This window comes from Halovivax gelatinilyticus, assembly GCF_024300625.1.
In the GTDB taxonomy this organism is placed as follows: Archaea; Halobacteriota; Halobacteria; order Halobacteriales; family Natrialbaceae; genus Halovivax; species Halovivax gelatinilyticus.
In genome coordinates, this window is the sequence record NZ_CP101322.1 from 2,128,957 (window position 1) to 2,152,099 (window position 23,143).

A 23,143-nucleotide genomic window follows, 5' to 3' on the forward strand; every position below is an offset into this window, starting at 1 on the left:
CCTCGTTATCTCCTCGGGTGTCGAGTCATCCCCGACTGCGAATTCAGTTCTCAGACTTTTCGGCGGTCACTTCGTCGTCACCACCGTCTTTCTGGAGCGATTCCATTGCCACGCGGGGTCCGTCGTCGTCAATCTCGATCGCGTCCGATTTCTGTACGTCGAGATATGGTTTCTCCTCGGTCATTAGGTTACAATCAGAGGCTGGGGGTAAAGAACCCTCAAAATGAGTCGAGAACAAACCACGTTCGGCCGTCCTGTAGTGTTCTGATCTTGGGTGGCGGTTTTCGATCACGCTATACTCAATCGTCTCATGAGCCAAACTCTTATACTAATTCTACACATATGTATAGGCATGAGTGTGGATAGAAAATCGATCCCGGTTTCGATCCCCGAAGGGCTGGTCGACGAACTCGATCAACTCGTTGCGGAGGGGAAGTTCGGTTCGCGGTCGGAAGCACTCCGATACGGGGCCCGGCTGGTGGCTCGTGAATCCCAGATGAAACGCCTCCACGAGGAGACGGCTCACCGGGCGGCCCAGGACGTCGAGGATCGACTGGAGCGAAAACGTGTACGTTGATACTGACGTCGTGCTCGCGGCGCTGAAAGATGACGATTGGCTGTCCTCGGCCGTCGACCTCGACGTGATTCAAGCGCCAACCTGAAGTAAATCGTTAATTCCTCTGGTTCCTACTACACGGCTATGGAGGACGTACCCCGGACAGAAGACCGATCTCTTGACCGCCCGTTTCTCAGCTCGTCTCGGGCCGCCGGGATTCGGACACAGATGGAGACGTTCGTCTCGGAGCATCAACCGGCGGATCCGAAGGACGTCAGAGCGTCGATTTCCACCACTGGTGACGATCTTTCTCGTTTCGTCGACCGCGAGCGCGATGGGCGTCGCTAATCCACCGGGTGTTTACTCGCGTTCCCCGACCGCGTAGTGAAGCTCCACGATTTCGCTGTCATCGACCGTGGTATCCAGTAGTTCGAGCGGCCGCCGTCCGTCCCCGTCCGAGAACAACGCAATACCGTCTCCAAGGAGGATCGGAACGAGCGACAGTCGGAGTTCGTCGATCGCGTCCGCCCGGAGGAACGCCTGGACGAGCTGTGCGCCGCCCACCAGCCAGACGTGGTCGTCGCGCCGTTCGAGGTCTGTTGCGACGGTCTCGACATCGTCGACGAACTCGACCGAATCCGTCGCGGACGGGAGGTCCCGGTGGGTGAACACGTACGTCGGTTTCTCGCCGTAGGGTCACTCGCCGAACCCGAGCACCTGTTCGTACGTCGTCGCGCCCATCACGAGACAGTCGACCGAATCGAAGAACGCGGCGTATGCCTCGCCGTCGGATTCGAACCCCTCCAGCCAGTCGACGCCGCCGTCCAGGTCCGCGAGGTAGCCGTCGACACTCGTCGCCACGTAGCAGGTGATTCGGCCCATGCGATTCGTACGGTTGAGAGGGTAATAGCACTCGCCACGGCTGGCTCGATGGATTTTGGGCCGATTATTCCCTAATAGCGATAGATAATTATATGGTGCTTCAGGTTAACTGTTTGAACGGAAGCCACGCTCCCGCGGCCAGGGGGACATACGAGAAATGTCCCGGGTGTTAGGGCACCCGAGACGTGGCTTCCAAATCCCATGTGGGGGATTTTGGTCGCCATGTTACGCTACAAACCTTCGAGACAAAAAGGTCTCGCACGCCCGTGGTACCGTAAGCAACTGCTATTCGTCGAAATTCTCTTGGATTCTAACGCGGTTTGGCCATGGGAGGTGGATGGATGACGGGCGAGGTTCGTAGCGAGTCGTCGGCGAGTCGACCGTGCTACCGCTGCGGTGATTCAGTTGCCGAGGAGTGGATCGTTCGACTCACGGCGACGCATGGTGACGCGAGTGCCGGCTGGTATCGGGATTCTGAGCGGGAGCTGTGTCTCGACTGCATCGCCGGGATCGGGATGTTGGAACTGGAAGCGGAGGGTTCGTCGGACGATGAAGTGAATGAACGGTCTGTTCGCGATCGACTTGGAGCGGTTCGGTCAGCGACTGATTAGATTCGTTCTACTTCGATTTGCCACCGTGACTCACTGGTTCTGTGAACACGAGTATTGAATCCTTCTGGAATTAGTGAATTAAACTCGGTTCTTTATCTTCCTATTCAGTTTGAGGTCGGGTGACTCGGCGCCACACGAAATTTGTCCTGCTGCCCTCCCCTATGTGAACACAGTATCCATGTTCTCGTGTGCATATTCGTAAAATGGTCTCTGGCGAGCTGTAACTCCAAGGGATCACGGATCGATCACGGATTCTATATCCAAATCCAGCGAAAGTATAATATTCCATAAGAATTTTTTAGGATTATGAACAAAATCCGGTTCCTGGTTGGATGAAGGCTGCGGGTGTAGCGCTATTTTTCCTCTTCATAATCGCAACGATGTATATGTGGATTCTTCCGCTGATCTGAAGCGGTCCTTTCCACTCAAAGTGAACCTCCGTTTCACCTGTTTCATGTGGACCATCCGTTTCAGAAGGTAATCTGTCGAGGAGGCAGGGAGGGGCCGGTGTAATTTTTTTGCCTCTGTCCCCTTGGGGACACGCCGTGCGGTGCTGTCGCGGTAGCTCGCCTATTCCAGTCCCCACCCAAACCTACCTATAATATCAATACAATCACCTGTTCATGGGTGTCGTTCGCAGAGAGGGAGACTGGCGACTCGAAAAACGGAGAGACGGAGTTTACCAGATCACGTTCCGTACGGAACCGCAACTCAACGTCTATACACCTGACGCGTCGCGATTGCGCAACCAACCGCTGTTCGAGGCCGTCCCGACCTATGACGTTGGCTCGTATTCGGAAGTGGAAGGGCTCTTCGAGGAGAAGGCGCACGGTCCGCCGCCGCTCGGGATGGCGTCACCGGCAAACGGCCCGACCGGCCGCGCGTCGACCGAGTCCGACGACCTCGATCTTGACGACGTCCCACCGATCGGAATCAGCGTCGCCTTCTTGCTCGTCGGCGGGTTCACTATCTACACGTTCTGGGGCACCACCAACACCATCGCGCTTCTCTTCGGCCTGGGATTTCTCGCGCTCGGACTCCTCCCGCTCGGCTACGCCGCCTATCGGTTCAACGCGGACGGCTGGCGAGCCGCCGCCGAATTCCTCGTCACCGTCGAGGCGAACGACGACACCGCCGAGGACACGACGAAAACCCCGCCAGCCCCGAAGAAACTCAAGAATGCCATCATCTTCGACCGCGCCGACCAGCACTGCGAGTGGTGTGAGAATCCCTTCGACTTCCTCGAGGTTCACCACATCGTACCGCGGAGCGAGGGCGGCCCGAACGACCCGGGAAACCTCGTCGCGCTCTGTCCCAACTGCCACGAGAACGCCGATCGCGAGGCCATCCCCCGCTCGAAGATACAGGCGAAGGTGAGGCGACTCCCGGCGGTGTCGGTCGACTGATGAACTCCTTACTTTTCCCGAGCGGCAACCGTCGTGTACACGCAGCGTTGTCGGGTGTCCTGTGAGGTAGGGAAACGGGTGTACCGACGGGTTTAGAACCCCTTCAGTCGATTTCTATTTCGATGTCGTACTCGTTGGTCACACCCGAAGACCCGTACGGGACGACGTAGTAGACTTCCGATCGGGTGTTCGCATCCATTTCTCTCGCCTGAACGGTGACGGATTCGTCGTCAGAATCCGATGTCGACGAACCCACTTGATTCTCGTCTGGATCCAGGACCTCCAGGTTCAGGTCGCCGTCGTCGTGGTTGAAGTACATCGTCGCGGTTAGTTCATCGCCTTCATTCAATTCGACGTTGAAGTAGTGCCGCTCGCCGTCCTCGATGAGGTATGTGCCATGCAGACCCACGCTGAGTCTTCTGCTCCAAGAAGGCTCATCACCTGGCTCAGGCCATCCCTGCGAGGGGCCGGTAGGAACGTCATTCGAATCCTCGGTATCGTCGGTCGAATCCTCAGTCTCCTCTGGATCTCCAGTATCGTCAGTCGTATCGTCGGATTCTTCACCGTCTATGCCATCGTCGTCCGTCGCCCTCGCCTCGGTGTCGTCGCCGCCTCCCAGACACCCTGTTACCGCAATTATTCCGGTTGTTCCCGCCATTTCCTTCAGATACGAACGTCTGTCCATATTTTTGAATGTATTACTGTTGATAAATAACTATCGTCCGGTTTAGATATGTTGCCGAGGGTTTCGGTGATCGAGCTGCCACAGACACGGCCGTTATTCGGCCGGAATATTCTAACAGTGCGTATAGGGGTCAGTGGTCGTTCTGATAACTGCGTGTCCCGTATGCAGCAAGCCCCTCCTGACGAAATCTGGGTAGCACGTTCTGCTGTTGTTGCGTACAGGGCGCCTATCCTGAACGGTGGCTTTTGCTCGAACGCGTAGTGACGACGGTGTTTTTTCTGCTCGGCCGTGCTGCTAGCGGTGACATGACTGACAGAACGATACTGCTTACTGGTGCCAGTGGCGGGATCGGCTCAGTCGTTGCCGAGGCGTTCGCTGGCGACGGCTGGCGGACAGTTCTCTGTGCCCGATCCAGAGAGGCACTCGAATCGACCGCGCAGACCGTCTCGGCAGCAGGTGGCACACCGGTCGTTCGTCCGCTCGACGTCCGTGACGAAGATGAGGTGTTCAACGCGCTCCTCGAGACGATTCCGGAGTCGTTGGACGTCCTGGTCCCCGCAGCCGCAGTGATGCCCCACGCACCGGGGGAGCGACCGCTTCAGGAGGAACACTACGAGGACGTCCGGGCCGTACTCGACACGAACGTGTACGGGCTGTTCGCGGTGATTCGGGAGGCTCTGCAGTTCATGAGACCCGACGGCCGCGTGCTCGTCCCGTCGGGGTCGGTCGCGCGCGATCCGAAACCGGGAATGGGGGCGTACGCTCCCTCCAAGGCGGCTGTCGAGGCGCTTGCGCGCGGGTTCGCTCTCGACATCGACCAGTCGGTCGGAATCGTCGACCCGGGCTTCGTTGCGACTAACCTCACCCATGGGAAGGGGCGCGATCCGGCTTCCGTCGCGGAGCTGTTCCGATGGGCAGCTCTAGAGTGTCCAGCCGGGGATCTCGACGGAAACATCGTCGGGCTCCGGGAGTGGAAGCAAGCGACGCGCTGAGTAATTCAACGCCGCTTAGGTTCCCCCCTCGGGCATTCACCGCTGTAATTTACACGCCCTTCTAACAGCTGGTGAATAGGTTGAGAACGCGGAGACAGAACGCGAATACGACGCCGAACCCGGTCAGGAAACCGGCCGAATAGTTATAGGCGACCTTTTCTTTCTTCGAACTGTGGAGGCACTCCTCGTCGCCGCAGTCGGCGTATTCATCGCGACAAACCTCGATCTACTGGTCGTCGTCATCGCCTTCTGTCTCGACGAGGATTACGCCACCGGTGAGGTGGTACTCGGCTACTATGCGGGGTTCGTCGTCGGGATCGGTGGGGCCGTCCTCGGTGCGTTTGTCGTGACCGGCGTCCTGCAGCGCTGGGCGTTCCTGCTCGGGGCCATCCCGATCGGAATGGGGCTGTGGGGCCTATTCCGGCGCGAACCCGCCCCGAGGGGCGACGAATTACAGGTGATCCCGGGGCCGATGGGGCGGGTCTGGGTCGTCACCGTCACCGCGATCGCGCTGAACGGTGAAAATTTGGCGGTCTATATCCCGTTTTTCGTCGGCCTCACGTTGGAACAACTCCTCGCGGTCGTAGCCATCTATATCATCGGCGCCGGCGTCCTGTTTCTCGGCGCCCTCCTGGTCACGCACATCACGCGTGACCTCCCGCATCCAGCGTGGATCGATCGGTGGCTCGTCCCGACGGTGTTGCTATTCGTCGGCGGTTACGTCGTCGTCTCCGGCTGGATCGCGGTGTGAGCGTCGTCGGAACCGAGTCGTGTGATGTACGAACCGGGTTCCGGTTCGTGGATGTGACGCGACTCCGGCCGAATCACGGCCTGCCAATACGGCCTGCATCGGTCACGTTGGTTCTGTGTCCGCAGGCTCCCGACACCCGGGGTCGGTACCGTTCGACCGACGCCCCGTCGACAGCGTCCGAATCCCGACCACCTATAGCGAAACACCGCTTCCAAGACCGACCGCTCGCGAGGTTGCCGCTCAAAAACCGTCCCCACCATCGTTTCAGAACCGTTATTGAGCCGGCCCGCGACATTGGTTCACATGCGCGGTACGCGCGGTCTGCTGTCGACGATCGGCGGGAGACGCATCCTCCTCACCGTCGGTGCGTTTTACGTCGTCCTCGCGACGGTCCGAGCGGGCTATCAGCTCCAGGCGGGTGCACCACTACTCACGACTGCCATTATCACGACCTTCGTCGGCGGTTCCGGACTCACCGTCTTCGTCGGCGCCTACCGGTTGCCGACGATGGACGTGCACCCGTCGTTCTACGCCCGGACCGCGGGGTGGACGTTCGTCGGCATCGGCGCCATGCTCGGACTTCTCGCCCTCTATCACGTCCAGCCAGGCACTGGCATCTCCGAGCCGAATCGATCGGTTCCCATCCTCACCGGGTTCGCCGCCGTCGCCGGCTTTGGCGTCGGGGCGAACGACGCGCTCGCGAGGACGTCCACCCTCGAACTCGAGCGGCAAAACCGCGAACTCCAGCGAATGCACGCGCGATTCGAGGCGTCGAACGAACGGCTCGAACAGTTCGCCTACGCCGCCAGCCACGACCTCCAGGAACCCCTTCGCATGGTCTCTAGCTACCTCAAACTCATCGATTCTCGCTACGGCGACGACCTGGACGATGACGGACGAGAGTTTCTCGAGTACGCCATCGACGGCGCCGACCGGATGCGCGAGATGATCGAGGGGCTCCTCGAGTACTCGCGCATCGACACGCAGGGCGAGCCGTTCGAACCCGTCGACCTGGACAGCGTCCTCGCGGCGGTCAGAAAGAATCTCGAACTCCGGATCGACGAGTCAGACGCCACCATCGAGGCCGACTCGCTCCCGCGCGTCGAGGGCGACGAGCGCCAGCTGCGCCAGCTCTTTCAGAACCTCATCGCCAACGCGATCGAGTACAGCGACGACCCGCCGCGGATCGAGATCGACGCCGAGCGCGACGGCGACGGGTGGATCGTCTCGGTGCGCGACGAGGGCATCGGGATCGACCCAGACGACCAGGAGCGCATCTTCGAGGTGTTCCAGCGCCTCCACGGTCGCGACGAACACCCTGGGACCGGCATCGGGCTCGCGCTCTGTCAACGGATCGTCGAACGTCACGGCGGTGAGATACGCGTCGACTCCAAATCCGGTGAGGGAACGACTGTCGCATTCACGATTCCCGCGGTGACGGCTGACGGACCGACGGAACCAGCCCCGCTCTCGAACCCGGATTCGACCGATTGACGCCCGGCTGATCGATCGCCCGGCTTCGTACGAACACGGCGTCCGGTCCGTCGATCGGTGGACCGTCGAAGCTGACGAGGGGCTCGACACACTCGAGGATCTCGTCGGGGCTGGTAGCCCACCCGATCACTGCACCGTGTAGCCGCCGTCGACTGCGAGGGGTTGGCCGGTGACGTACGAGGCGTCGTCGGAACACAGCCAGACGACCGCCGAGGCGATCTCTTCGGGTTCGCCGAGCCTGTCGGCCGGGATCGCCGCGATCGTCTGCTCCATCGATTCGGCGTCCGCCTCGCCCGCTCGCGAGACCATCGGCGTGTCGATGACGCCCGGGAGGACGGCGTTAACCCGGAGCCCCTCGGCGCTGAACTCGACGGCCGCCGACCGCGTCAGTCCGACGACGCCGTGCTTGCTGGCGACGTAGGGGCTCAGGTTCGGAAAGCCGAGCGCGCCGGCGATCGAGGACGTGTTCACGATGGCGCCGCCACCGCCGTCGAGCATCGGCGGAATCTGCTCGCGCATCGCGTAGAAGACGCCGTTCAGGTTGATGTCGAGCACGCGATTCCAGTTATCGTTGCCCTGGTCGGGAAAGCCGACCTGTTCGCCCTCGATTCCCGCGTTGTTGAACGCGAAGTCCAGCCCGCCGTAGGTGTCGACGGCCGTCGAGACGGCCGCCGCGACCGCACCCTCGTCGGTGACGTCGGTCTCGACGAAAGTGGCGTCGCCGCCGTCGTCTTCGATCAGCGATACCGTCTCCTCGCCGCCCTCGGCGTCGACGTCGGCGGCGACGACGCTCGCACCCTCGGCCGCGAATCGTTGCGCCGTCGCTCGGCCGATCCCGGACGACGCTCCGGAGACGAACGCGACGCCGCCGTCGATGCCCTTCATTCGAATCTCCCTCCGGGGCGTCGTTCGGTCGAGCGAGCGGTGCTGCCGGCGGGAATCCCGATTACGTGTCGCTTCGGTCGACTGGCTGGTGTCATTGCGGTAGGGACTACTACTCACTGGCACTTATAGGAAATCAGCCGTCGATCTCGCCCAACTCGGCCACATCCTCGTCGGTCAACGCTAGCTCCGACGCCAGAACGTTCGATTCCAGATGGTCGACGCTCGATCGTCCGTATTTTTCTCGACGTACGTTCCAGGGATCGTCAGACTACCTTCTGTCGCAACTGATGCAATCTGGTCGTTTCAGTATGGTTGGGTGCTTCTACCCATCGTCGAGCAGTTCGTCCAGGTCGTCGGCAGTGAGCGAATCGTGTTCGTCCAGATACGATTCGACCCTCCTCACGCTCGACAGATCGGTTATCGTATCCAGTTTTTGGCGTGCCTGTTGGCTGAACTTCCCCAGTTTCCCCTGGTCGTACTGGTGGGTTCGATCGACGTAGAGTACGTACACGATGTGATACGACGAGTTCCCGTCAGGAACGTGTGTTAGCACCTTCGTGTACAGTCGGCCGGCGTCACTGAATCGGACGATGTCGAGTGTCCCGATTTGCTCGTAGACGTACTGGTCTGGAGGGGCGTCGCTGGAAGCCAAAGTGTGTAACTTAGACAACGGGTTCCGCTGTTCAGTGACGTCGAGAGCGTCGAGATGGGCCGGAAATTCCCTCTCAAATATGATATGGGTCTCTTCTGGCCCGCCCAACGGAACGTACGACACAATACAGCCGATGGCTGACTAAAACTTAAAACTTCAGAACGTCAGCTATTTCTTCCTTGCTCGCCGTTTCTCCTTCGGCAAGGTTGTCGATCGCTTCGAGAACTGCTTCGGGAACCTCCGGCTCGTCGTCCTCGCTCTGATCCGATTTTCGAGCGGGCTCGCTCGACATACCTGTTCAAAGGTGGGTGATGTGTATAAATCTACTCCTCACCAGTGCGAGAAATGTAACTGGAGTCCGACTCGCTGCGTCTCGTCGTCACTGTGCTTGCCTACGCTACGGCGTCCAACTCGGCCACATCCTCGTCGGTCAACGCTAGCTCCGACGCCAGAACGTTCGATTCCAGATGGTCGACGCTCGAGGTCCCCGGAATCGGGATGGTCACGTCCGAGTGTTCGAGCAGCCAGGCGAGCGCGACCTGTCGGGACGTGGCGTCGTGTCGCTCGGCAACGTCCTCCAGCACGCCGGCGACCCCCTCGTCCTCGACGGTGTACAGCGGGCCGTACGGGATAAAGCCGATGCCGTGGTCCTCGCAGGCCTGAAGAACGTCTTCTTCTCGACGATCGCCGACGTTGTACTGGTTCTGGACCGTCGCGACATCGACGATCTCCATCGCGGTCTCGAGCTGCTCGACGGTGACGTTCGAGAGGCCGACGTGGGCGACCTGGCCTTCGTCTTTCATCTCGGCGAAGGCGGATATCGTCTCCTCGAAATCGGCGTCGGGATCGGGGCCGTGAAGCTGGTAGAGATCGATCCGTTCGGTCCGGAGTCGATCGAGGCTACAGCGCACCTGGTTCTCGAGGAAGTCCGGATCGCCGCAGGAGAGCCACTCGCCGTCGCGGTTTCTGACGACGCCCGCCTTCGAGGCGACCACCACGTCCTCACCGTCGATCGACTCGTCGCCGGTGAGCACCTCCCCGAGCAGGCGCTCGCTGACGCCGGGGCCGTAGGAATCGGCGGTGTCGATGAAGTCGACGCCGAGGTCGACGGCTCGACGGACGACGTCTTTCGCGGCGTCTTCGTCCGCCGGCGGCCCGATGATGCCCTCGCCGCACAGTCGCATCGCGCCGAATCCGAGTCGCGAGACCGTCAACTCGCCGCCGATGTCGAACGTGTCACTCTGGTTTGTGTGCGAAGAATTCACGATCAACCGTAGTGTCTCCGTTGCCAAAGGCGTGTGGTTCCGCAGGGCGGTTGCTGACACGTGTGCGCTCGGTTCGTGTGACTCTTACTCGTCGCCGGCTCGCAGATCTCCCAGCGAGTAGATGATTAGCCCGACGATTACGACGTACAGCCCGACCAGCAGCAGAGACGCCGCGCTCGCTTCGGCCGGTGGGAGGTAGTCGTACAGCCAGCCGGTGCCGAGCCAGGTGAGCCAGCCGCCGGCGACGATCGCGGCGGCCAGCCCGAAGATCAGGATGATGGCGCCGACGGCGGCGATCCCGCGTCGGAACGCATCGAGTGCGTCAGCCATGGGGGTGTCTCCGCCGGTGGTACGCCGTCCGTTCGAATCCTACTCGGCCCGGAAAGTGCAGGGACGACGACGTACGTACGACCTACCCGAAAGACCCCTGGGCAGATCGCCGTCTCAGATCGACCCGCCGAACTCGTCGTGGCTCGTGGCGTCGTGTTCGTCCGTGTCGTGCGTTGGAGCGTCGCGGCCCTCACCAGTCGCCGCGTTCGCCGGGAGCGACGGCTCGTCCGACTCGTCGCTGATCTCGATCACCGTCCCGTCCTCGTCGTCGTGGGTCATCCCCAGCAGCTCGTCGACGCCCCGTTCGGTCTCGCGCTCGATCGCGTAGACGAACTGGAGGGCGCGTTCGAACTCGTTGCCGAGTCCCTCGCCGGTGACGCGGTCGTGGTAGAGCGCCTCGACGCTGTGGGCGCCTTCCGGGTGGAGGTACTGGAACGGGTGGTCGTTGGGAACCTCCTGCAGGTCGACGTCGATCGACCAGAGAAGCGGCAGGGCCTGGATGGCCCACCCCTTCGGCTTCGGGGTCTTGCGGCCGACCGCGGTGAGCGCGGTCGTCACTGCCGTCGATTTTGCGTCGCTATCGTAGTAGACGCCGGGGACGCCGGGTACTGAGAGTCGCATGGCCTGAGCCAAACGTACCCGGCCAAAAGTGTCCGGGCCCGGCAGGTGCCGGTGGCGGCCGAGGGTGAACCGACCGCCGGCGCGGGTGTCACCGCCGATGCGGCCGCGGTTCGATCAGTCACTGCCTGTCTCGTCTCCGAATCCGCTCCCTGACTGGTTTCATTACGTTACCTACTTCGAACCCGAACCTATATGTGTGATTGACAACATGGTGGTAGTAGATACCACCGATGTCATCGTTCGACTCACAGGCGGAGAAATCGCGCGAGGACGAGCACTCGATCTCGTGTTCGGTCGTCGAAGCCGTAACCGAGATAGGCTCCGAGTGGCGCCTGATCGTCCTCCACGACCTCGTCGATGCGGACGAAAAGCGCTTTAACGAACTCAAGCGATCGACGGGGGCCAGCTCCCGAACGCTCTCGCGCGTCCTGGACGACCTCGAGGAGTCGGGGCTCGTCACGCGGCGCGTCGAGGACAAACCGCTCGCCACCTACTACTCGCTCACCGAGAGCGGAGCGTCGCTGTGTCCCGTCTTTAACGAACTCGAAGCCTGGGCCGACGAGCACCTCTAGGTCGAGCGGATTTCTGCGACCGATTCGTCAACCGGGCGATCGGGCGCTCGCCGTCGGACGGACGGGATAGCGTCGATACCGTCGGTGTCGCACCAGATTCGATGGCGCACAATCGGGACGGGGGAGTGTCACCGGGTCGTCGATCGCCTCGAATACCGAGCGACGACCGTCGCGATACCGTATCCACCCGCGCCAACGACGATGGCGAACGGGAGACCGGCGGTGGCGCCGCGTTCGATCCCGCCGATCAACTCGTGATAGGCGTCAGTGTAGCCGTAGCCCAACCGCCGAGGGTAGGTGTACCGGGAGGCCATCTCCCAGTCGCCGGTGAGATGTCCGACGAGCGGTGGAAAGGCGTGCAACAAGAGGGCGACCAGCCACACCGCACCGATCGTCGGGGCGAGACCCGCTTTCACCACCCGTCCCGCGATGGCAATTCCGATCGCAAGGCCGATCCAACCCGGCGTGTAGCCGACGTCCAGCACGCCGAGGGCGAACCCACCGGAGAGCAGCGCCAGCAGACCGATAACGCCGAGAAGGAACCGTCCGACGTCCCGACGCTCCCCGAGAACGTGCGGCCGGACCCGACCGAGAGCCGTCATCACGATCGAAATTGTCGGTCGAACGGATAGTCGCTTCGGTTGAAAAACCGTCACGTTCGGCGAGACGGAAGGCGTCGGGCTTCTCGGTGGCCTGTTCGTCGCCGTTGCCGTCGGACGTGCGTTTCGAGGCCAGCCGAGGCGACCAAATCGTCACTATCCTGATCATCACGCTGCTGGTCGCCGTGCCGGGTCTCGTCCCCTGGACGGCGCGCACGGGCTTTCCGTTCGGAGATCGCTCCGGCCGCACCGATCTCCTGCATTACGGATCGCCGACTGACGTTCGAACCGTTGCAACGCCACGATCACGGACACCGTGAATAAACCGACCGCTTGATACAGTATCGAGTACGTTCGCCGCTGGATCTATCGACGACGACCTGCGCAATCTACCGAGGTGGACCCGGTGGTCCGTTCTACAGGTCGTAGAGCTCGGTGAATTTCTCGTCGACGTAGTCTAGGAAGTACTCGGCCGTGAGCGGTTCGCCCGTCGCGACCTCGATCAGCTCGTCGGTCGGGTAGCGCTGGCCGTGGCGGTGGACGTGTTCTTCCTGCCACTCGCGGATGGGGTCGAACTCGCCCTCGCGGACCAGGCCGTCGACGTCGAGGTCCTCGCGCATGGCGGCGTCGAGCTGGGCGGCCAGCACGCTGCCGACGGTGTAGCCGTGGAAGGTGGCCAGGCCGGACGACCAGTGGATGTCCTGGAGACAGCCGCGCGTGTCCGTCTCGGGCACGATGCCGAGGTACTCGTCCATCTTTCGGTTCCACGCCTCGGGGAGGTCGGCGACGTCGAGGTCGCCGCGGACGAGCGCGCTATCCAGCTCACACCGGAGGATGATGTGGAGGTGGTAGGTGAGCTCGTCGGCTTCGACGCGGATGAGGTTGTTCGGATAGATCTGATTGACCGCGGCGTAGGCTTCGTCGACGGTGAGCCCTTCGAGCGACGGGAAGTGCTCTTTGACGGTGGGCAAGAACAGTTCCCAGAACGGCTTCGTCCGCCCGACGTGGTTCTCCCAGAAGCGCGACTGCGATTCGTGGACGCCCGAGGATCGCGACTGGCCGAGCGGCGAGCCGTAGGCGTCCTGGCGGAGCCCTTGCTGGTATGAGGCGTGGCCGTACTCGTGAATAACGGCCATCAGGCCGGCGAGCGGGCTGGACTCGTCGTAGCGCGTCGTGACGCGCGCGTCGAACTGCGTCCCCGACATGAACGGGTGTGGCGCCGTATCCAGCCGGCCGCGATCCCAGTCGTAGCCGACTACGTCGAGCGCCTCTCGACAGAGCGCCTCCTGGCTCTCTGCGTCGTAGGTGCCGTCGATCGGATCGGGGAGGTCCCGACCCTCGGTTTCGATGCGCTCGATCAGCGGGACGAGGTGGTCGCGCAGCTCCTCGAAGATCTCCTCGACCTGTTCTAAGGGCAGGTAGGGCTGGCGGTCCTCGTACTGGACCTCGTAGGGGTCTCGGTCGGGGTCGATCGCGGCCGAGCGCTCTCGCTCCAGGTCGATCAGCCCGTCCAGGCGAGGGGCGAACGACTCGTAGTCGTCGTCGGCTTTGGCCTCCTGCCAGATGCGCTGATTCTCAGAGCGGTGCTCGGATAGCCGGGTGACGAGGTCGCTCGGGACGCTCGCCGATCGCTCGTACTCTCGGCGGATCTCGCGCACCTCGGCCGCCTGCTCGTCGTCGAGGTCCGCCTCCGAGACGGCCCCTAGCAGTTCGCCGATCCGCTCGTCTGTGAGGAGGTCGTGCGTGACGGTCGAGAGCGCGCCCAGCTGCTTGGCGCGGGCGGGCGCGCCGTCGTCAGGCATCATCACCTGTTGGTCCCAGCCGACGACCATTCCGGCGTGTGAGAGGTAGGCGTACTGTGCGTACCGGTCGGTCAACTCGTCGTACGCGCCGTCCGAATCGGTGGACTCGCGTTCGTCAGCGGTAGCCATGTATCGAACCGGTATGTGTGTCTATGTCAATGTTCGGGTGACGGTCGTGACGGCCGCAATCCTCGCGGCGCCCCAGGTTCGTTTCGACGAGCGGAGCGACCGCCTTCATCGACTACTCGATAGCAATATCGAAGACCGGCAAGCCGCGCCTGCGGTCGATCGACATCCCGACCGGTCCCGATCGGGCCGGAGAAAGCTCGGCTTGAACGCCGTCGATCGATCTGCCCGCTATCGATTTCGCCGTCGAATCGACGGTCGCAGCCGACCGCTCGCCCGCCCGGTATCGGCGACGTTGACCGCCGCGTCCGACCGCCGAACCGTCGTGAACCGTATAAAGCCTTTTAGGCCGGTTTCGCGACGATTCACCTATGAGGGGGAGGGCGCGGACTGGGGGGTCCGTCGATCTCGATCGACTCGAAGCCGCAATCGAGTCCTGGGAGTATCGCATCTCGCCGACGTCGGCGGCGGCGCTGGCGACGCACATCGACGAGCGAGTGCCGGCGGCCGACGTCACGCGGCCGGAGCGCGGCGACGAGGCGCACCTGGTCGTCGACGACGCGATCGCCGTCACGTTCGTCGAGGAGCTTGGTCGTCGGTTCCGGACGACCTTTCACGTCCTGGCAGACCGGTACGACGCCGTCATCTGCTACTCGATCAGCGCCCACCGGGACGCGCCGTCCGAGTGGCGGACGTTCACCCGTCGTCACCGGAGCGAGTCGGTCAGATTCGTCAGACGGCCCGAGCCCGAGCCGGAGGTGCCGGGACTGGCCGGACCCGCCGCCGTCGCCTCGGTCCCGCTGGTGATGGCCGCGATTACGGTCGTCCTGGCGGGGCTCACGGGGTTGCTCTCGGCGGACGCGGGCGCGCTCGCCGTCGAGGTCGGCCTCGTCCTCGGGGCGATCTCGCTCGCCGCGATCGCCACCGCCGTCGGCCTCTTCGGCCTCGTCCGTCGCCAGCAACTCGCTACGCTCTCCTGATCGGACCTCCGTCCGTCGTATCGGTACTGCTCCAGCGCGATCCGGCCGCAACCTTCATTCACGAACTGCCGAAAGTGAGGGGTAGCTCCGGTGCCCGCCGGGCTGGACCCCCACGATGACCGACTGGATCGACGCGCAGCCGCGATACGACGAGTACTGGGACTGGGCGGCCGTCGCCCTCTTCCTGTTCGTCACGCTCGACCTGCTGACGTCGCTGTACGCCACGGAAGCCGTCGGATTAGAACACGAACTCAACCCGATTATGGCCTGGCTGCTCGGCGAGTCGCTGTACGTGATCGTCACCGTTCACGTCTTCGCGCTGGTTCTCGCCGCGGCGTTCTTCCACGCGCTCTTTACGATCGTCAGGGACCTGCCGCCGGCCTACCGCGGCCCGACGGCGCTCTCGGTCGAGATCTTCCTCGGCCTGCTCGTCGCGGCCGGCTTCTTCGTCTTCGCGAACAACCTGGCCGTCCTCATCGTCGGCGAGGGGCTGGTCTAACTCCTAGATCGAGTCGGTCGGCTGAGTCGTCTCTCTCTCTCTCTCTCTCTCTCTCTCTCTCTCTCTCTCTCTCTCTCTCCCTCTCGGCGCGGTAGCGGCCTACGGGTCGACTCCGGTCACCGAACGCCGACGAGCGTCCCGACGGTCCCGCAGATCGACGCGATCACCAGCGCCGCGAGCGCGGTCTCGCCGACCGCACCGCCCACGAGCGCGGTCGAGAGTGCGACGAGGCCCGCGTATCCGACCGCCAGGTACAGCGCACGTTGGAGGGCGGCCCGCCGGTGACGTTCCTCGTGACCCAGCACCGACGCGATCGACGCCCGGAGCCGTCCGAGCGGGCCGGTGTCGAGCCGGGAGCCGGTCCGGAACCCGACCAGCCCGATGGCGACGGCCGGGATCGCGGCCAGCCAGATCGGATCGGACTCACTCCCGAGCACGACAGCGTGGGCTTCGAGAAACGTCACGAGACCGCTCTCAGGCGACGACGCGAGCCCGCTCGCGAGGACGACGATCGTCGCCAGCAGCCCGCCGATCCACGCGACCGCGGCTCGAATCAGCCCGCGAAGGAGGTCGAACATATCCGACCGTTCGGCCGATCTCACATAAGGCCCGGCGATCGGTCACGACCACAACGACCCGGGCGAACGTTCGAAAACCGTTCAACGCGTCTTGGCCGTTCCGAGCCCGCTCGTGGTCGTCGTTTGGCCCGTTTCAGTAGCCGTCCAGTTCGTACAGTTCGCCGTACTTCTCGGTGACGTAGTCGATGAAGGCGTCGGCGCTGTAAGGGTCGCCCGTCGCTTTCTCGACGAGCGCCGGCGTCGTGTACATCGCGCCGTGGCGGTGGACGCTCTCGCGGAGCCAGCCGTTCAGGTCGTCGAACTCGCCGTTTCGCGTCCGCTCGTCGAGCGCACCGAGTTCGTCTTCCGCCGCGGCGTACAGCTGGGCGGCGAGGACGGATCCGAGCGAGTAGGTGGGGAAGTAGCCGAACGAGCCGTGGCTCCAGTGGATGTCCTGGAGCACCCCTTCGGCGTCGGTTTCCGGGCGGACGCCCAGGTACTCCTCGTAGGTGTCGTTCCACACCTGCGGGACGTCTTCGACGTCGAGATCGCCCGAAATCAGCTGGCGTTCGATCTCGAACCGGACGATGATGTGGAGGTGGTAGGTGAGTTCGTCCGCCTCGGTGCGGATGAGGTTGTCGTCGTAGACCTGGTTTGCGGCCTCGTAGGCCTCGCGCGTGGAGACGTCGGCGAGCGGGGGGAAGCGCTCGGCGGCCGTCGGGAGGAAGAAGTCCCAGAACGGTTCGGAGCGGCCGACGTGGTTCTCCCAGAGTCGCGACTGCGATTCGTGGACCGTCAGGTCCCGCGACTCGCCGAGTGGCGTACCGTATCCGTCGTCGGGCAGCCCGAGGGTGTAGTTGGCGTGGCCGAACTCGTGAATCGTCGAAGTAATCGACCCGAGCAGGTCTTCCTCGTCGAATCGGGTCGTCACGCGTGCGTCGAACTGCGTTCCCGTCGAGAAGGGGTGCGGGGCGGTGTCGAGCCGGCCGCGCGACCAATCGTAGCCCAGCGCGTCGAGGACGTCCCGCGAGAGCGCCTCCTGGGCGTCGGCGTCGAACTCGCCGTCGAACGCGCCGCCCAGCTCGACGTCGCTCTCGCCGATCGCCTCGATCAGCGGGACGAGTTCGTCGCGCAGGCGATCGAGGACGCGTTCGGCCGTCTCGAGGTCGAGGTAGGGTTCGTATTCGGCGAAGAGTACCGCGTACGGGTCGGCGTCGGGATCGATGTGTGCGGCGTACTCACGCTTGAGCTCGAGCAGGTTCTCCAGGGTGGGCGCGAACGCCTCGAAGTCGTCGTCGGCCTTCGCCTCCTTCCAGACCGGATGGGCGTTGGCGGTCGCCTCGGAGATCTCGGAGACGAGTTCGCCCGGCACGCTCGTCGCCCGGTCGTACTTCCGGCGGATCTCTCGGACGACGGCAGCTTCCGCTTCGTCGAGGTCCCGTCCGTCTAGCTCGTCTAACAGCTCGCCCGTTCGCTCGTCGGTCAGCTCCTCGTGGGCGATGGTCGACAGCGTCGAGAGCTGGGCGGCCCGGGCGGGCGTTCCTTCCTCGGGCATGACGACCTCCTGGTCCCACCGAAGGACGCCGCCAGCGGCCGTGACGTTCGAGATGCGTTCGACGCGCGAGACGAGTTCCTCGTAGGCGTCGTCGGACGCCTCCTCCTGTTTGGTTGCCATCACGTCGACCTGCGACGGGGACGCCTATGAACGTCGTGGTATCGATCAGATTCGGATCGCTTCCGTGGGGCCAGCGTTGCCGGCCTATCCAACGACAATTGCTAACATGTGTCGCGGTGTGGTGTCGCGCATGGTTCGAACGACCCTACTCGACGTCCCTTCGGAGCCTACAGTGAGAACCCGGGTCACCGCCGACCGACGCGCCGTTCCGGCCGTCGGCCGCTGAGATGGCCGAGTTTCCCGACCTCGCGGTGAACCTCATCTACACGGTGCTCTGTCTCGTGCCGGGGTTCGTCAGCCTGCAGACGGCCATCTACGCTGGCGATTTCGACGTCGAGCTGAGCGAGTTCGAGAAGTCGACGTGGAGTCTCGTCGGAAGCGGCGTCTCGCTGTCGGTGCTGTACTTCGCATACGCGTTCGGGATGGGGCTCCGGACGGGACAGTTTATCCTCATCCGCTCGATCGATCTCGGCTGGGTCGCGCTCGTCGTCGCCTATCCCGGCCTGCTCGCCGTGGCCGTCGTCGTCGGTCTCGTCGTCGCGAAAGCGCTCGCCTGGACCCGCCTGGCACACTCCTCGCCGACGCCCGACGTTCGCGCCGACTCGTGAGCCGTCGATCGAACCCGCCACCTGCCCGTCGTCACTCGTCCGTCGACGATCCCTCGCCGACCGATTGAACCCACCGCGCGGCGATCTCGTCGTAGCACTCGCGACAGCGTTCGAGCACCGCGACCGAGACGCTCTCTTCGGCCGTGTGCGCCTCGCCGGGTTCGGCCGGCCCGACGATCACGCAGGCCGTCCCGGCGCGATCGGCGAGCCAGCCCGCGTCGGTCGCGTGCGGTTTCGTCGTGTGCGCCGGGTGGGGCGCTCCCCGACGCTCGTGGACCGCCCGCACCGCCTCGAGCGCCGTCTCGGCGAACCCGTCGTCCGAGCAGGCCATCGGCGGCAGATCCTGCTCGACCGTCCACTCGACGCCGTCGATCGATTCGAGCCGTTCGAGCGGCGCCCGTTCGCCCGGGACCGTCCGCTCGTCGACGGTGAACGAACAGCGCTCGGGGACGACGTTCCAGGCCGACCCGCCCTCGATTTCGGTGACGACGACGCTCCCGCACAGCTCCTCTTCGGCGACCGCGACTCGCGAAACCGGCATCTTCTGTACCACGTCCACGGCCTCCGAGGCGCGGTAGATCGCGTTCTCACCCGATTCGGGCTCGCTGGCGTGGGACGCGACGCCGGTGGCGGTGATCGTACTCGCCCGACGACCCTTGTGGGCGACGACCACGTCGGTCACTCCCGGTTGCGAGTAGTTCGTCGACCCCTCGCCGACGACGGCGACGTCCGGCGCGAAGCCGCGATCGATCGCGTGCCTGGCCCCTTCGCCGCCGACCTCTTCGCCGACGAAGCTCGCGAAGACGAGTTCGGCCGGGCGCTCGCGGCTCCCGCCCGGGGAGAGATCGGCGTCTCGAAACGCGAGCAACATCGCCGCGAGCGCGCCCTTCATGTCCGCGGTTCCCCGGCCGTGGAGGCGGCCGTCGCGCTCGAAGACGTCGTAGGTGTCGCCGACGACCTGCGAGTCGTCCGGCGGAACCACGTCGTGGTGGCCGACCATCGCGAGCGACGGTCCACCCGGCGATCCCCGGCGCGCGAGTACGTTCCCGGCCGGGTCGCGTTCGACCGACGCGTCCGTCTCCGCGTCGAGCCAATCCTCGATCGCGTCGCCGGCGGCCGTTTCGTCGACGTGGCTGGGGATCGAGACCAGCTCGCGGGTGAGCGAGGCGAGTTCCATACGCTCTCATCGAAGCGCGTCGCCGTCTTTCTGTGGGTCGGCCGACGATCTGCTACCGCTGTCCGGCCCGTTCGAGCGCCCGTCGACGCGAGCGTCGTCTCGACAAACCGACGGTCGGAGGTATCGGTACTACGCGCCGGATTCGATCGACTCCCGGCTGGCCAACAGCGTTTATACCGCGTCGTGCGAGAATCTCCACAATGGAGGTTCCCGGCGTGGACGATCTCGTCCTCGTGGCACTCGACCGTGCCGGCACGGAGGAGTGGACGCCCGCGTTGCGGGCGACGACGATCGCGAACAGAATCGACCTGGCGGAGACGATGGCCGCTCGCGTCTCGTTGCTCTCGACGCTGGCTTCGATGGCGGCGGATGGGCTGGTCGAGACCCAGACGGCGGAGGGAGACGATCAGGAGGCGTACGCCCTCACGGCCACGGGTCGCGATCGGGCGCGAACGGTGGCCGAACGCTACGAATCGGCCACGGTGACCGCAGGCGTGAACGACGATCGCGTCGAAGGACCGCTCACCGAGGTCGCCGACCGGTTCGGGCTCGACCTGGTGACGGCGATGGCGCGGCTCTCGCCCAGTGGGGAAGTGACCGTCGAGGCGACGCTCGACTCCGCGTTCGTCGGTCGGGAAGCCGAACGCGAGGCGATCGAGCGAGCGTTCGACGCGGTCGGCGGGGGCGAGGCGGCCCTGCTCGTCGTCGAAGGCGAGGCGGGGATCGGCAAGACGACGCTGTTTCGCGAGTGCGTCTCGCTGGCCGCCGACCGCGGGTTCGAGACGCTGGTGGGGCAGGCCGACCCCGAGCGATCCGATCCGTACCACGCGCTCACCGACGCCGTGCCGTGGGCGATCGAGCACCTCGAAGGGGCCCCGACGCCGCCGTCGGCTTCGGTGGCTACGAACCAGTCGCTCGGAGCGGCCGTGGCGATGCGCTACGGTGCGGTGCTGGACGAACTCGCCGAGCGAACGACCGACCGACCGATCGTTCTCGGCATCGAGGACCTGCAGTGGGCCGACGCCGCCTCGCTGGCGCTGCTCACTTCGATTCTGGAGGGACTCGAGTCCGTCCCGATCGCCGTCGTCATCACGATGCGTGACGACGACTCCGCCGACGAAACCCTCATCGACGCGGCGCGCTGTGAGCTGACGGTCTGTCACCTCGGGCCGTTCGACCGCGCGGAGGTCGGCGAGCTAATCGAGCGACGGGTGGGACGACGGGGCGTGCCCGAAGCCTGTCTGGACGCGATCTACGAACACACCGGCGGCGTGGGCCTATTCGTCGAGGAGACGGTCGACGACCTGCTCGATCGCGGTATCATCGATCCACACCGCGGGACGTATCCCGAGTCGCTTGCCGACGTACCGCTCCCGTCGGTCGTCGAATCGACGATCCGTGACCGTCTCGACCGGCTCGACGAGCCGACGCACCACGTCCTGGAGGCTGCGGCGGTAGCCGGAACGACGATCTCGCTGTCGACGCTGCGTGCGGTCTCGGAGGGATCGTCGGACCGCCTTCGCGACCACGCCCAGCTGCTGGTCGACGGCCGGGTCTGGGAACGCCTCGACGACGAGACGTATCGATTCGCGAGTCACATTTTGCGATCGACGGTGCTCGAGACGCTCGACCCCGCGCGACGCGCCGTACTCGAACGGCGGGTGGCCGATCACCTGGCTGAACGGTCGGACCCACCGCACGCCGAACTCGCGCGGCGGTACGACCGCGCCGGGGAGGCCGATCGGGCGCTCGAACACGCAGTGGAGGCGGGCGAGGCCGCGTACGACGTCTACGCCCACGAAGAGGCGATCGACGCGTATCAGCTGGCGCTGGCGCTCGCTCGCGACCTCGAGCGCGACGCCGAGGTAATCGAGGCGCTCGAATCGCTCGCGAACGTATACCAGCTCACCGGCGAGTTCGAATCGGCTCACACGCACCTGCAGTACGTCCGGAGCCACACCGACGATCCCGACCGAATCAGGCGGACCTACGCCTCCCAATCGAGTATGTGCCTCCAGGTCGGCGAATTGGAGCGGGCGATCGAACTCGTCGAGCGCGGACTCGCGCTCGAGGGGCCGCGCTCGTCGGCGTACGTCGGGCTGCTGGATACCCTCGCGAGCGTGCAGTTTCAGGCCGGTGACTTTCGCGAGGCGATCGCGACCGCCAGATACCAGTACGCCCTCGCGAAGGCCCTCGACGACGCCCGGATGATGGGGACGGCGTCGTTTCAGATCGGGCGCAGTCACCGCCAGCTGGGTCGAGCCGAGCGGGCCGTCGAGTCCCTCGAGGCGGCTCGCGACCTGCTCGAACCGCTCGACGACCCGGTCGCCCTGGCGAGTACTCTGAACGATCTCGGAATCTCCTACATCACGGCCGGTCGGTTCGAGGAGGGCGTGGCGGCGATGGAGCGCTGTGGAGACCTCGCCGAGGAGGCCGGCGACGTCGCCACGGCGATCAACTCGTTCAACAACCTCGGCGTGCACGCGATCGGCCGGGGTGACTGGGTTGACGCCCGCGAGCACTTCGACCGGGTGTACGAGCTGGCCGCCCGGGTCGGCAACGATCGCATGCGCGTCATCGCCCTCAGCAACGAGGGGGTGATCGATATCATGAGCGACGACGTTCAGGTGGCCCGGGAGAAGTTCGAGACCGCCCTCGAACTATCCCGGTCAATCGGTCACGATCACCAGACGACGTTCGCCAGAATCAACCTGGCGCAGGTCGAGGCGCTTTCTGGAGGACTCGACGAGGCCGAGCGATACGCGACGGAGGCCTTAGAGCGGGCGCGGGCGGACGGCTACGTCAGGGCGGAGGCGGACGCGATGCGCATGCGGGGAATCGTCTCTCGCGAGCGCGGGGACGTCGAACGGGCCGTCGAACGCCACCACGAAGCGCTCGAGCGGGCCCGAGAGAGCGAAAACAGCATGGAGATATCCAAGGCGGCGCGCGATCTCGCGGAGTCGCTGGTGGCCGTCGGCGAGGCCGAAGCGGCCCTGGAACGCTGTGATGAAGCCGAGGCGAACGTCCCGGACGGCTTTCGCATCGACCAGGTCGGCCTGGAAGCCACGCGCGCTCGCGCCCTCGCCGCGGTTGGCGACGAACGCGCCTCCGACGCGCTTCGATCGATCCTCGAGGAGACGAGAGAGCTGGATCACGCCCAGGTCGAACTCCAGGTGCGTCGCGACCTGGCGTGGCTCGCGCTCGATTCTGGCGACCGATCGGCGGCGCTCGAACAGCTCGATCGCGGCTACGCGCTCGCCGAACGGACGCACACGCACAGCCAGCGCGAGTGGTTCGAAGACGCGATCAGGGCGCTGGAGGAGGGTGGCTGTTCGGCCGACGACCTGCTCCCGCTGTCCGGTCCGTTCGGCGCGACGCTGGACTGAGAAGACGCACGGCTTCGGTGTGTCTCGATCCC

26 protein-coding genes and 1 pseudogene are annotated in these 23,143 nt (G+C 64.4%); 11 read left to right on the forward strand and 16 right to left on the reverse strand.

The window, feature by feature from the left end; translation table 11 throughout:
• Nucleotides 1-43: 43 nt before the first annotated feature.
• On the reverse strand, nt 44-184 hold the full coding sequence (locus tag NKH31_RS09970) for a hypothetical protein (protein WP_254861645.1): 141 nt from the start codon (nt 182-184) through the stop codon (nt 44-46).
• A 168-nt stretch (nt 185-352) separates the two neighbouring features.
• On the opposite strand from NKH31_RS09970, the gene NKH31_RS09975 reads away from it, so the two are divergent.
• On the forward strand, nt 353-577 hold the full coding sequence (locus tag NKH31_RS09975; protein ID WP_254861646.1) for a ribbon-helix-helix domain-containing protein: 225 nt from the start codon (nt 353-355) through the stop codon (nt 575-577).
• Nucleotides 578-700: 123 nt separating this feature from the next.
• Nucleotides 701-904 carry a hypothetical protein gene (locus NKH31_RS09980; protein WP_254861647.1) on the forward strand — a complete coding sequence of 68 codons (204 nt, stop codon included), beginning with the start codon at nt 701-703 and terminating at the stop codon, nt 902-904.
• Nucleotides 905-916: 12 nt separating this feature from the next.
• Here the strand turns inward: NKH31_RS09980 and NKH31_RS09985 are convergent, their stop codons facing one another.
• Nucleotides 917-1,228, reverse strand: coding sequence for a dihydrofolate reductase family protein (locus NKH31_RS09985; protein WP_254861648.1), 312 nt, complete (start codon nt 1,226-1,228; stop codon nt 917-919).
• A 24-nt stretch (nt 1,229-1,252) separates the two neighbouring features.
• Nucleotides 1,253-1,438 (reverse strand): dihydrofolate reductase family protein, encoded by a 186-nt coding sequence (locus tag NKH31_RS09990; protein ID WP_254861649.1) that lies wholly within the window; start codon nt 1,436-1,438, stop codon nt 1,253-1,255.
• A gap of 1,234 nt (nt 1,439-2,672) precedes the next feature.
• Between NKH31_RS09990 and NKH31_RS09995 the strand changes: the two genes are divergently transcribed.
• Nucleotides 2,673-3,455, forward strand: a complete 783-nt coding sequence (locus NKH31_RS09995; protein ID WP_254861650.1) for an HNH endonuclease — start codon at nt 2,673-2,675, stop codon at nt 3,453-3,455.
• A gap of 103 nt (nt 3,456-3,558) precedes the next feature.
• Here NKH31_RS09995 and NKH31_RS10000 read toward each other — a convergent pair whose 3' ends face one another.
• Entirely contained in the window at nt 3,559-4,140 is a 582-nt protein-coding gene (locus NKH31_RS10000; protein ID WP_254861651.1) for a hypothetical protein, read from the reverse strand.
• Nucleotides 4,141-4,445: 305 nt separating this feature from the next.
• Between NKH31_RS10000 and NKH31_RS10005 the strand changes: the two genes are divergently transcribed.
• From NKH31_RS10005 to NKH31_RS10015, 3 genes are all read left to right on the forward strand, one after another.
• A complete protein-coding gene (locus tag NKH31_RS10005) occupies nt 4,446-5,132 on the forward strand; it encodes an SDR family NAD(P)-dependent oxidoreductase (RefSeq protein WP_254861652.1) in 687 nt (228 codons plus the stop codon).
• A gap of 172 nt (nt 5,133-5,304) precedes the next feature.
• Nucleotides 5,305-5,883: a cadmium resistance transporter gene (locus NKH31_RS10010; RefSeq protein ID WP_254861653.1), complete on the forward strand. Its 579-nt coding sequence runs from the start codon at nt 5,305-5,307 to the stop codon at nt 5,881-5,883.
• Between the two features lie 303 nt (nt 5,884-6,186).
• On the forward strand, nt 6,187-7,377 hold the full coding sequence (locus tag NKH31_RS10015; protein ID WP_254861654.1) for a sensor histidine kinase: 1,191 nt from the start codon (nt 6,187-6,189) through the stop codon (nt 7,375-7,377).
• A gap of 126 nt (nt 7,378-7,503) precedes the next feature.
• Here NKH31_RS10015 and NKH31_RS10020 read toward each other — a convergent pair whose 3' ends face one another.
• The 7 genes and pseudogenes from NKH31_RS10020 to NKH31_RS10045 form a co-directional block, all read right to left on the reverse strand.
• Nucleotides 7,504-8,262: a glucose 1-dehydrogenase gene (locus NKH31_RS10020; protein WP_254861655.1), complete on the reverse strand. Its 759-nt coding sequence runs from the start codon at nt 8,260-8,262 to the stop codon at nt 7,504-7,506.
• A gap of 133 nt (nt 8,263-8,395) precedes the next feature.
• Nucleotides 8,396-8,494 (reverse strand): annotated as a pseudogene (locus NKH31_RS17830) (oxidoreductase); the annotation flags it as partial.
• Nucleotides 8,495-8,584: 90 nt separating this feature from the next.
• Nucleotides 8,585-9,037: a hypothetical protein gene (locus NKH31_RS10025; RefSeq protein ID WP_254861656.1), complete on the reverse strand. Its 453-nt coding sequence runs from the start codon at nt 9,035-9,037 to the stop codon at nt 8,585-8,587.
• A 25-nt stretch (nt 9,038-9,062) separates the two neighbouring features.
• Nucleotides 9,063-9,206 carry a hypothetical protein gene (locus NKH31_RS10030; RefSeq protein WP_254861657.1) on the reverse strand — a complete coding sequence of 48 codons (144 nt, stop codon included), beginning with the start codon at nt 9,204-9,206 and terminating at the stop codon, nt 9,063-9,065.
• A gap of 100 nt (nt 9,207-9,306) precedes the next feature.
• The gene (locus NKH31_RS10035) at nt 9,307-10,179 is read right to left on the reverse strand and encodes an aldo/keto reductase (protein WP_254861658.1); all 873 of its coding nucleotides are present in this window, start codon (nt 10,177-10,179) and stop codon (nt 9,307-9,309) included.
• Between the two features lie 84 nt (nt 10,180-10,263).
• Nucleotides 10,264-10,509 carry a hypothetical protein gene (locus tag NKH31_RS10040; protein WP_254861659.1) on the reverse strand — a complete coding sequence of 82 codons (246 nt, stop codon included), beginning with the start codon at nt 10,507-10,509 and terminating at the stop codon, nt 10,264-10,266.
• Between the two features lie 114 nt (nt 10,510-10,623).
• Nucleotides 10,624-11,130, reverse strand: coding sequence for a hypothetical protein (locus NKH31_RS10045; RefSeq protein WP_254861660.1), 507 nt, complete (start codon nt 11,128-11,130; stop codon nt 10,624-10,626).
• A 230-nt stretch (nt 11,131-11,360) separates the two neighbouring features.
• Here NKH31_RS10045 and NKH31_RS10050 point away from each other — a divergent pair, with 230 nt between their 5' ends.
• A complete protein-coding gene (locus tag NKH31_RS10050) occupies nt 11,361-11,702 on the forward strand; it encodes a winged helix-turn-helix transcriptional regulator (protein ID WP_254861661.1) in 342 nt (113 codons plus the stop codon).
• A gap of 128 nt (nt 11,703-11,830) precedes the next feature.
• On the opposite strand, the gene NKH31_RS10055 is transcribed toward NKH31_RS10050, so the two are convergent.
• Complete coding sequence (locus NKH31_RS10055) at nt 11,831-12,304, reverse strand: hypothetical protein (RefSeq protein WP_254861662.1); 474 nt, start codon at nt 12,302-12,304, stop codon at nt 11,831-11,833.
• Between the two features lie 413 nt (nt 12,305-12,717).
• On the reverse strand, nt 12,718-14,232 hold the full coding sequence (locus tag NKH31_RS10060) for a carboxypeptidase M32 (protein WP_254861663.1): 1,515 nt from the start codon (nt 14,230-14,232) through the stop codon (nt 12,718-12,720).
• Between the two features lie 368 nt (nt 14,233-14,600).
• Here NKH31_RS10060 and NKH31_RS10065 point away from each other — a divergent pair, with 368 nt between their 5' ends.
• Both NKH31_RS10065 and NKH31_RS10070 read left to right on the forward strand, forming a co-directional pair.
• Nucleotides 14,601-15,209: a hypothetical protein gene (locus NKH31_RS10065; protein WP_254861664.1), complete on the forward strand. Its 609-nt coding sequence runs from the start codon at nt 14,601-14,603 to the stop codon at nt 15,207-15,209.
• Between the two features lie 115 nt (nt 15,210-15,324).
• The gene (locus tag NKH31_RS10070) at nt 15,325-15,708 is read left to right on the forward strand and encodes a hypothetical protein (protein ID WP_254861665.1); all 384 of its coding nucleotides are present in this window, start codon (nt 15,325-15,327) and stop codon (nt 15,706-15,708) included.
• Between the two features lie 116 nt (nt 15,709-15,824).
• Here the strand turns inward: NKH31_RS10070 and NKH31_RS10075 are convergent, their stop codons facing one another.
• Nucleotides 15,825-16,286 carry a hypothetical protein gene (locus NKH31_RS10075; RefSeq protein ID WP_254861666.1) on the reverse strand — a complete coding sequence of 154 codons (462 nt, stop codon included), beginning with the start codon at nt 16,284-16,286 and terminating at the stop codon, nt 15,825-15,827.
• 133 nt (nt 16,287-16,419) lie between these two features.
• Nucleotides 16,420-17,940, reverse strand: coding sequence for a carboxypeptidase M32 (locus tag NKH31_RS10080; protein ID WP_254861667.1), 1,521 nt, complete (start codon nt 17,938-17,940; stop codon nt 16,420-16,422).
• A gap of 227 nt (nt 17,941-18,167) precedes the next feature.
• Between NKH31_RS10080 and NKH31_RS10085 the strand changes: the two genes are divergently transcribed.
• Complete coding sequence (locus tag NKH31_RS10085) at nt 18,168-18,548, forward strand: hypothetical protein (protein ID WP_254861668.1); 381 nt, start codon at nt 18,168-18,170, stop codon at nt 18,546-18,548.
• Between the two features lie 31 nt (nt 18,549-18,579).
• On the opposite strand, the gene NKH31_RS10090 is transcribed toward NKH31_RS10085, so the two are convergent.
• Nucleotides 18,580-19,725, reverse strand: a complete 1,146-nt coding sequence (locus NKH31_RS10090) for a M20 family metallopeptidase (RefSeq protein ID WP_254861669.1) — start codon at nt 19,723-19,725, stop codon at nt 18,580-18,582.
• A 200-nt stretch (nt 19,726-19,925) separates the two neighbouring features.
• Between NKH31_RS10090 and NKH31_RS10095 the strand changes: the two genes are divergently transcribed.
• The gene (locus tag NKH31_RS10095; protein WP_254861670.1) at nt 19,926-23,111 is read left to right on the forward strand and encodes an ATP-binding protein; all 3,186 of its coding nucleotides are present in this window, start codon (nt 19,926-19,928) and stop codon (nt 23,109-23,111) included.
• Nucleotides 23,112-23,143: the final 32 nt, after the last annotated feature.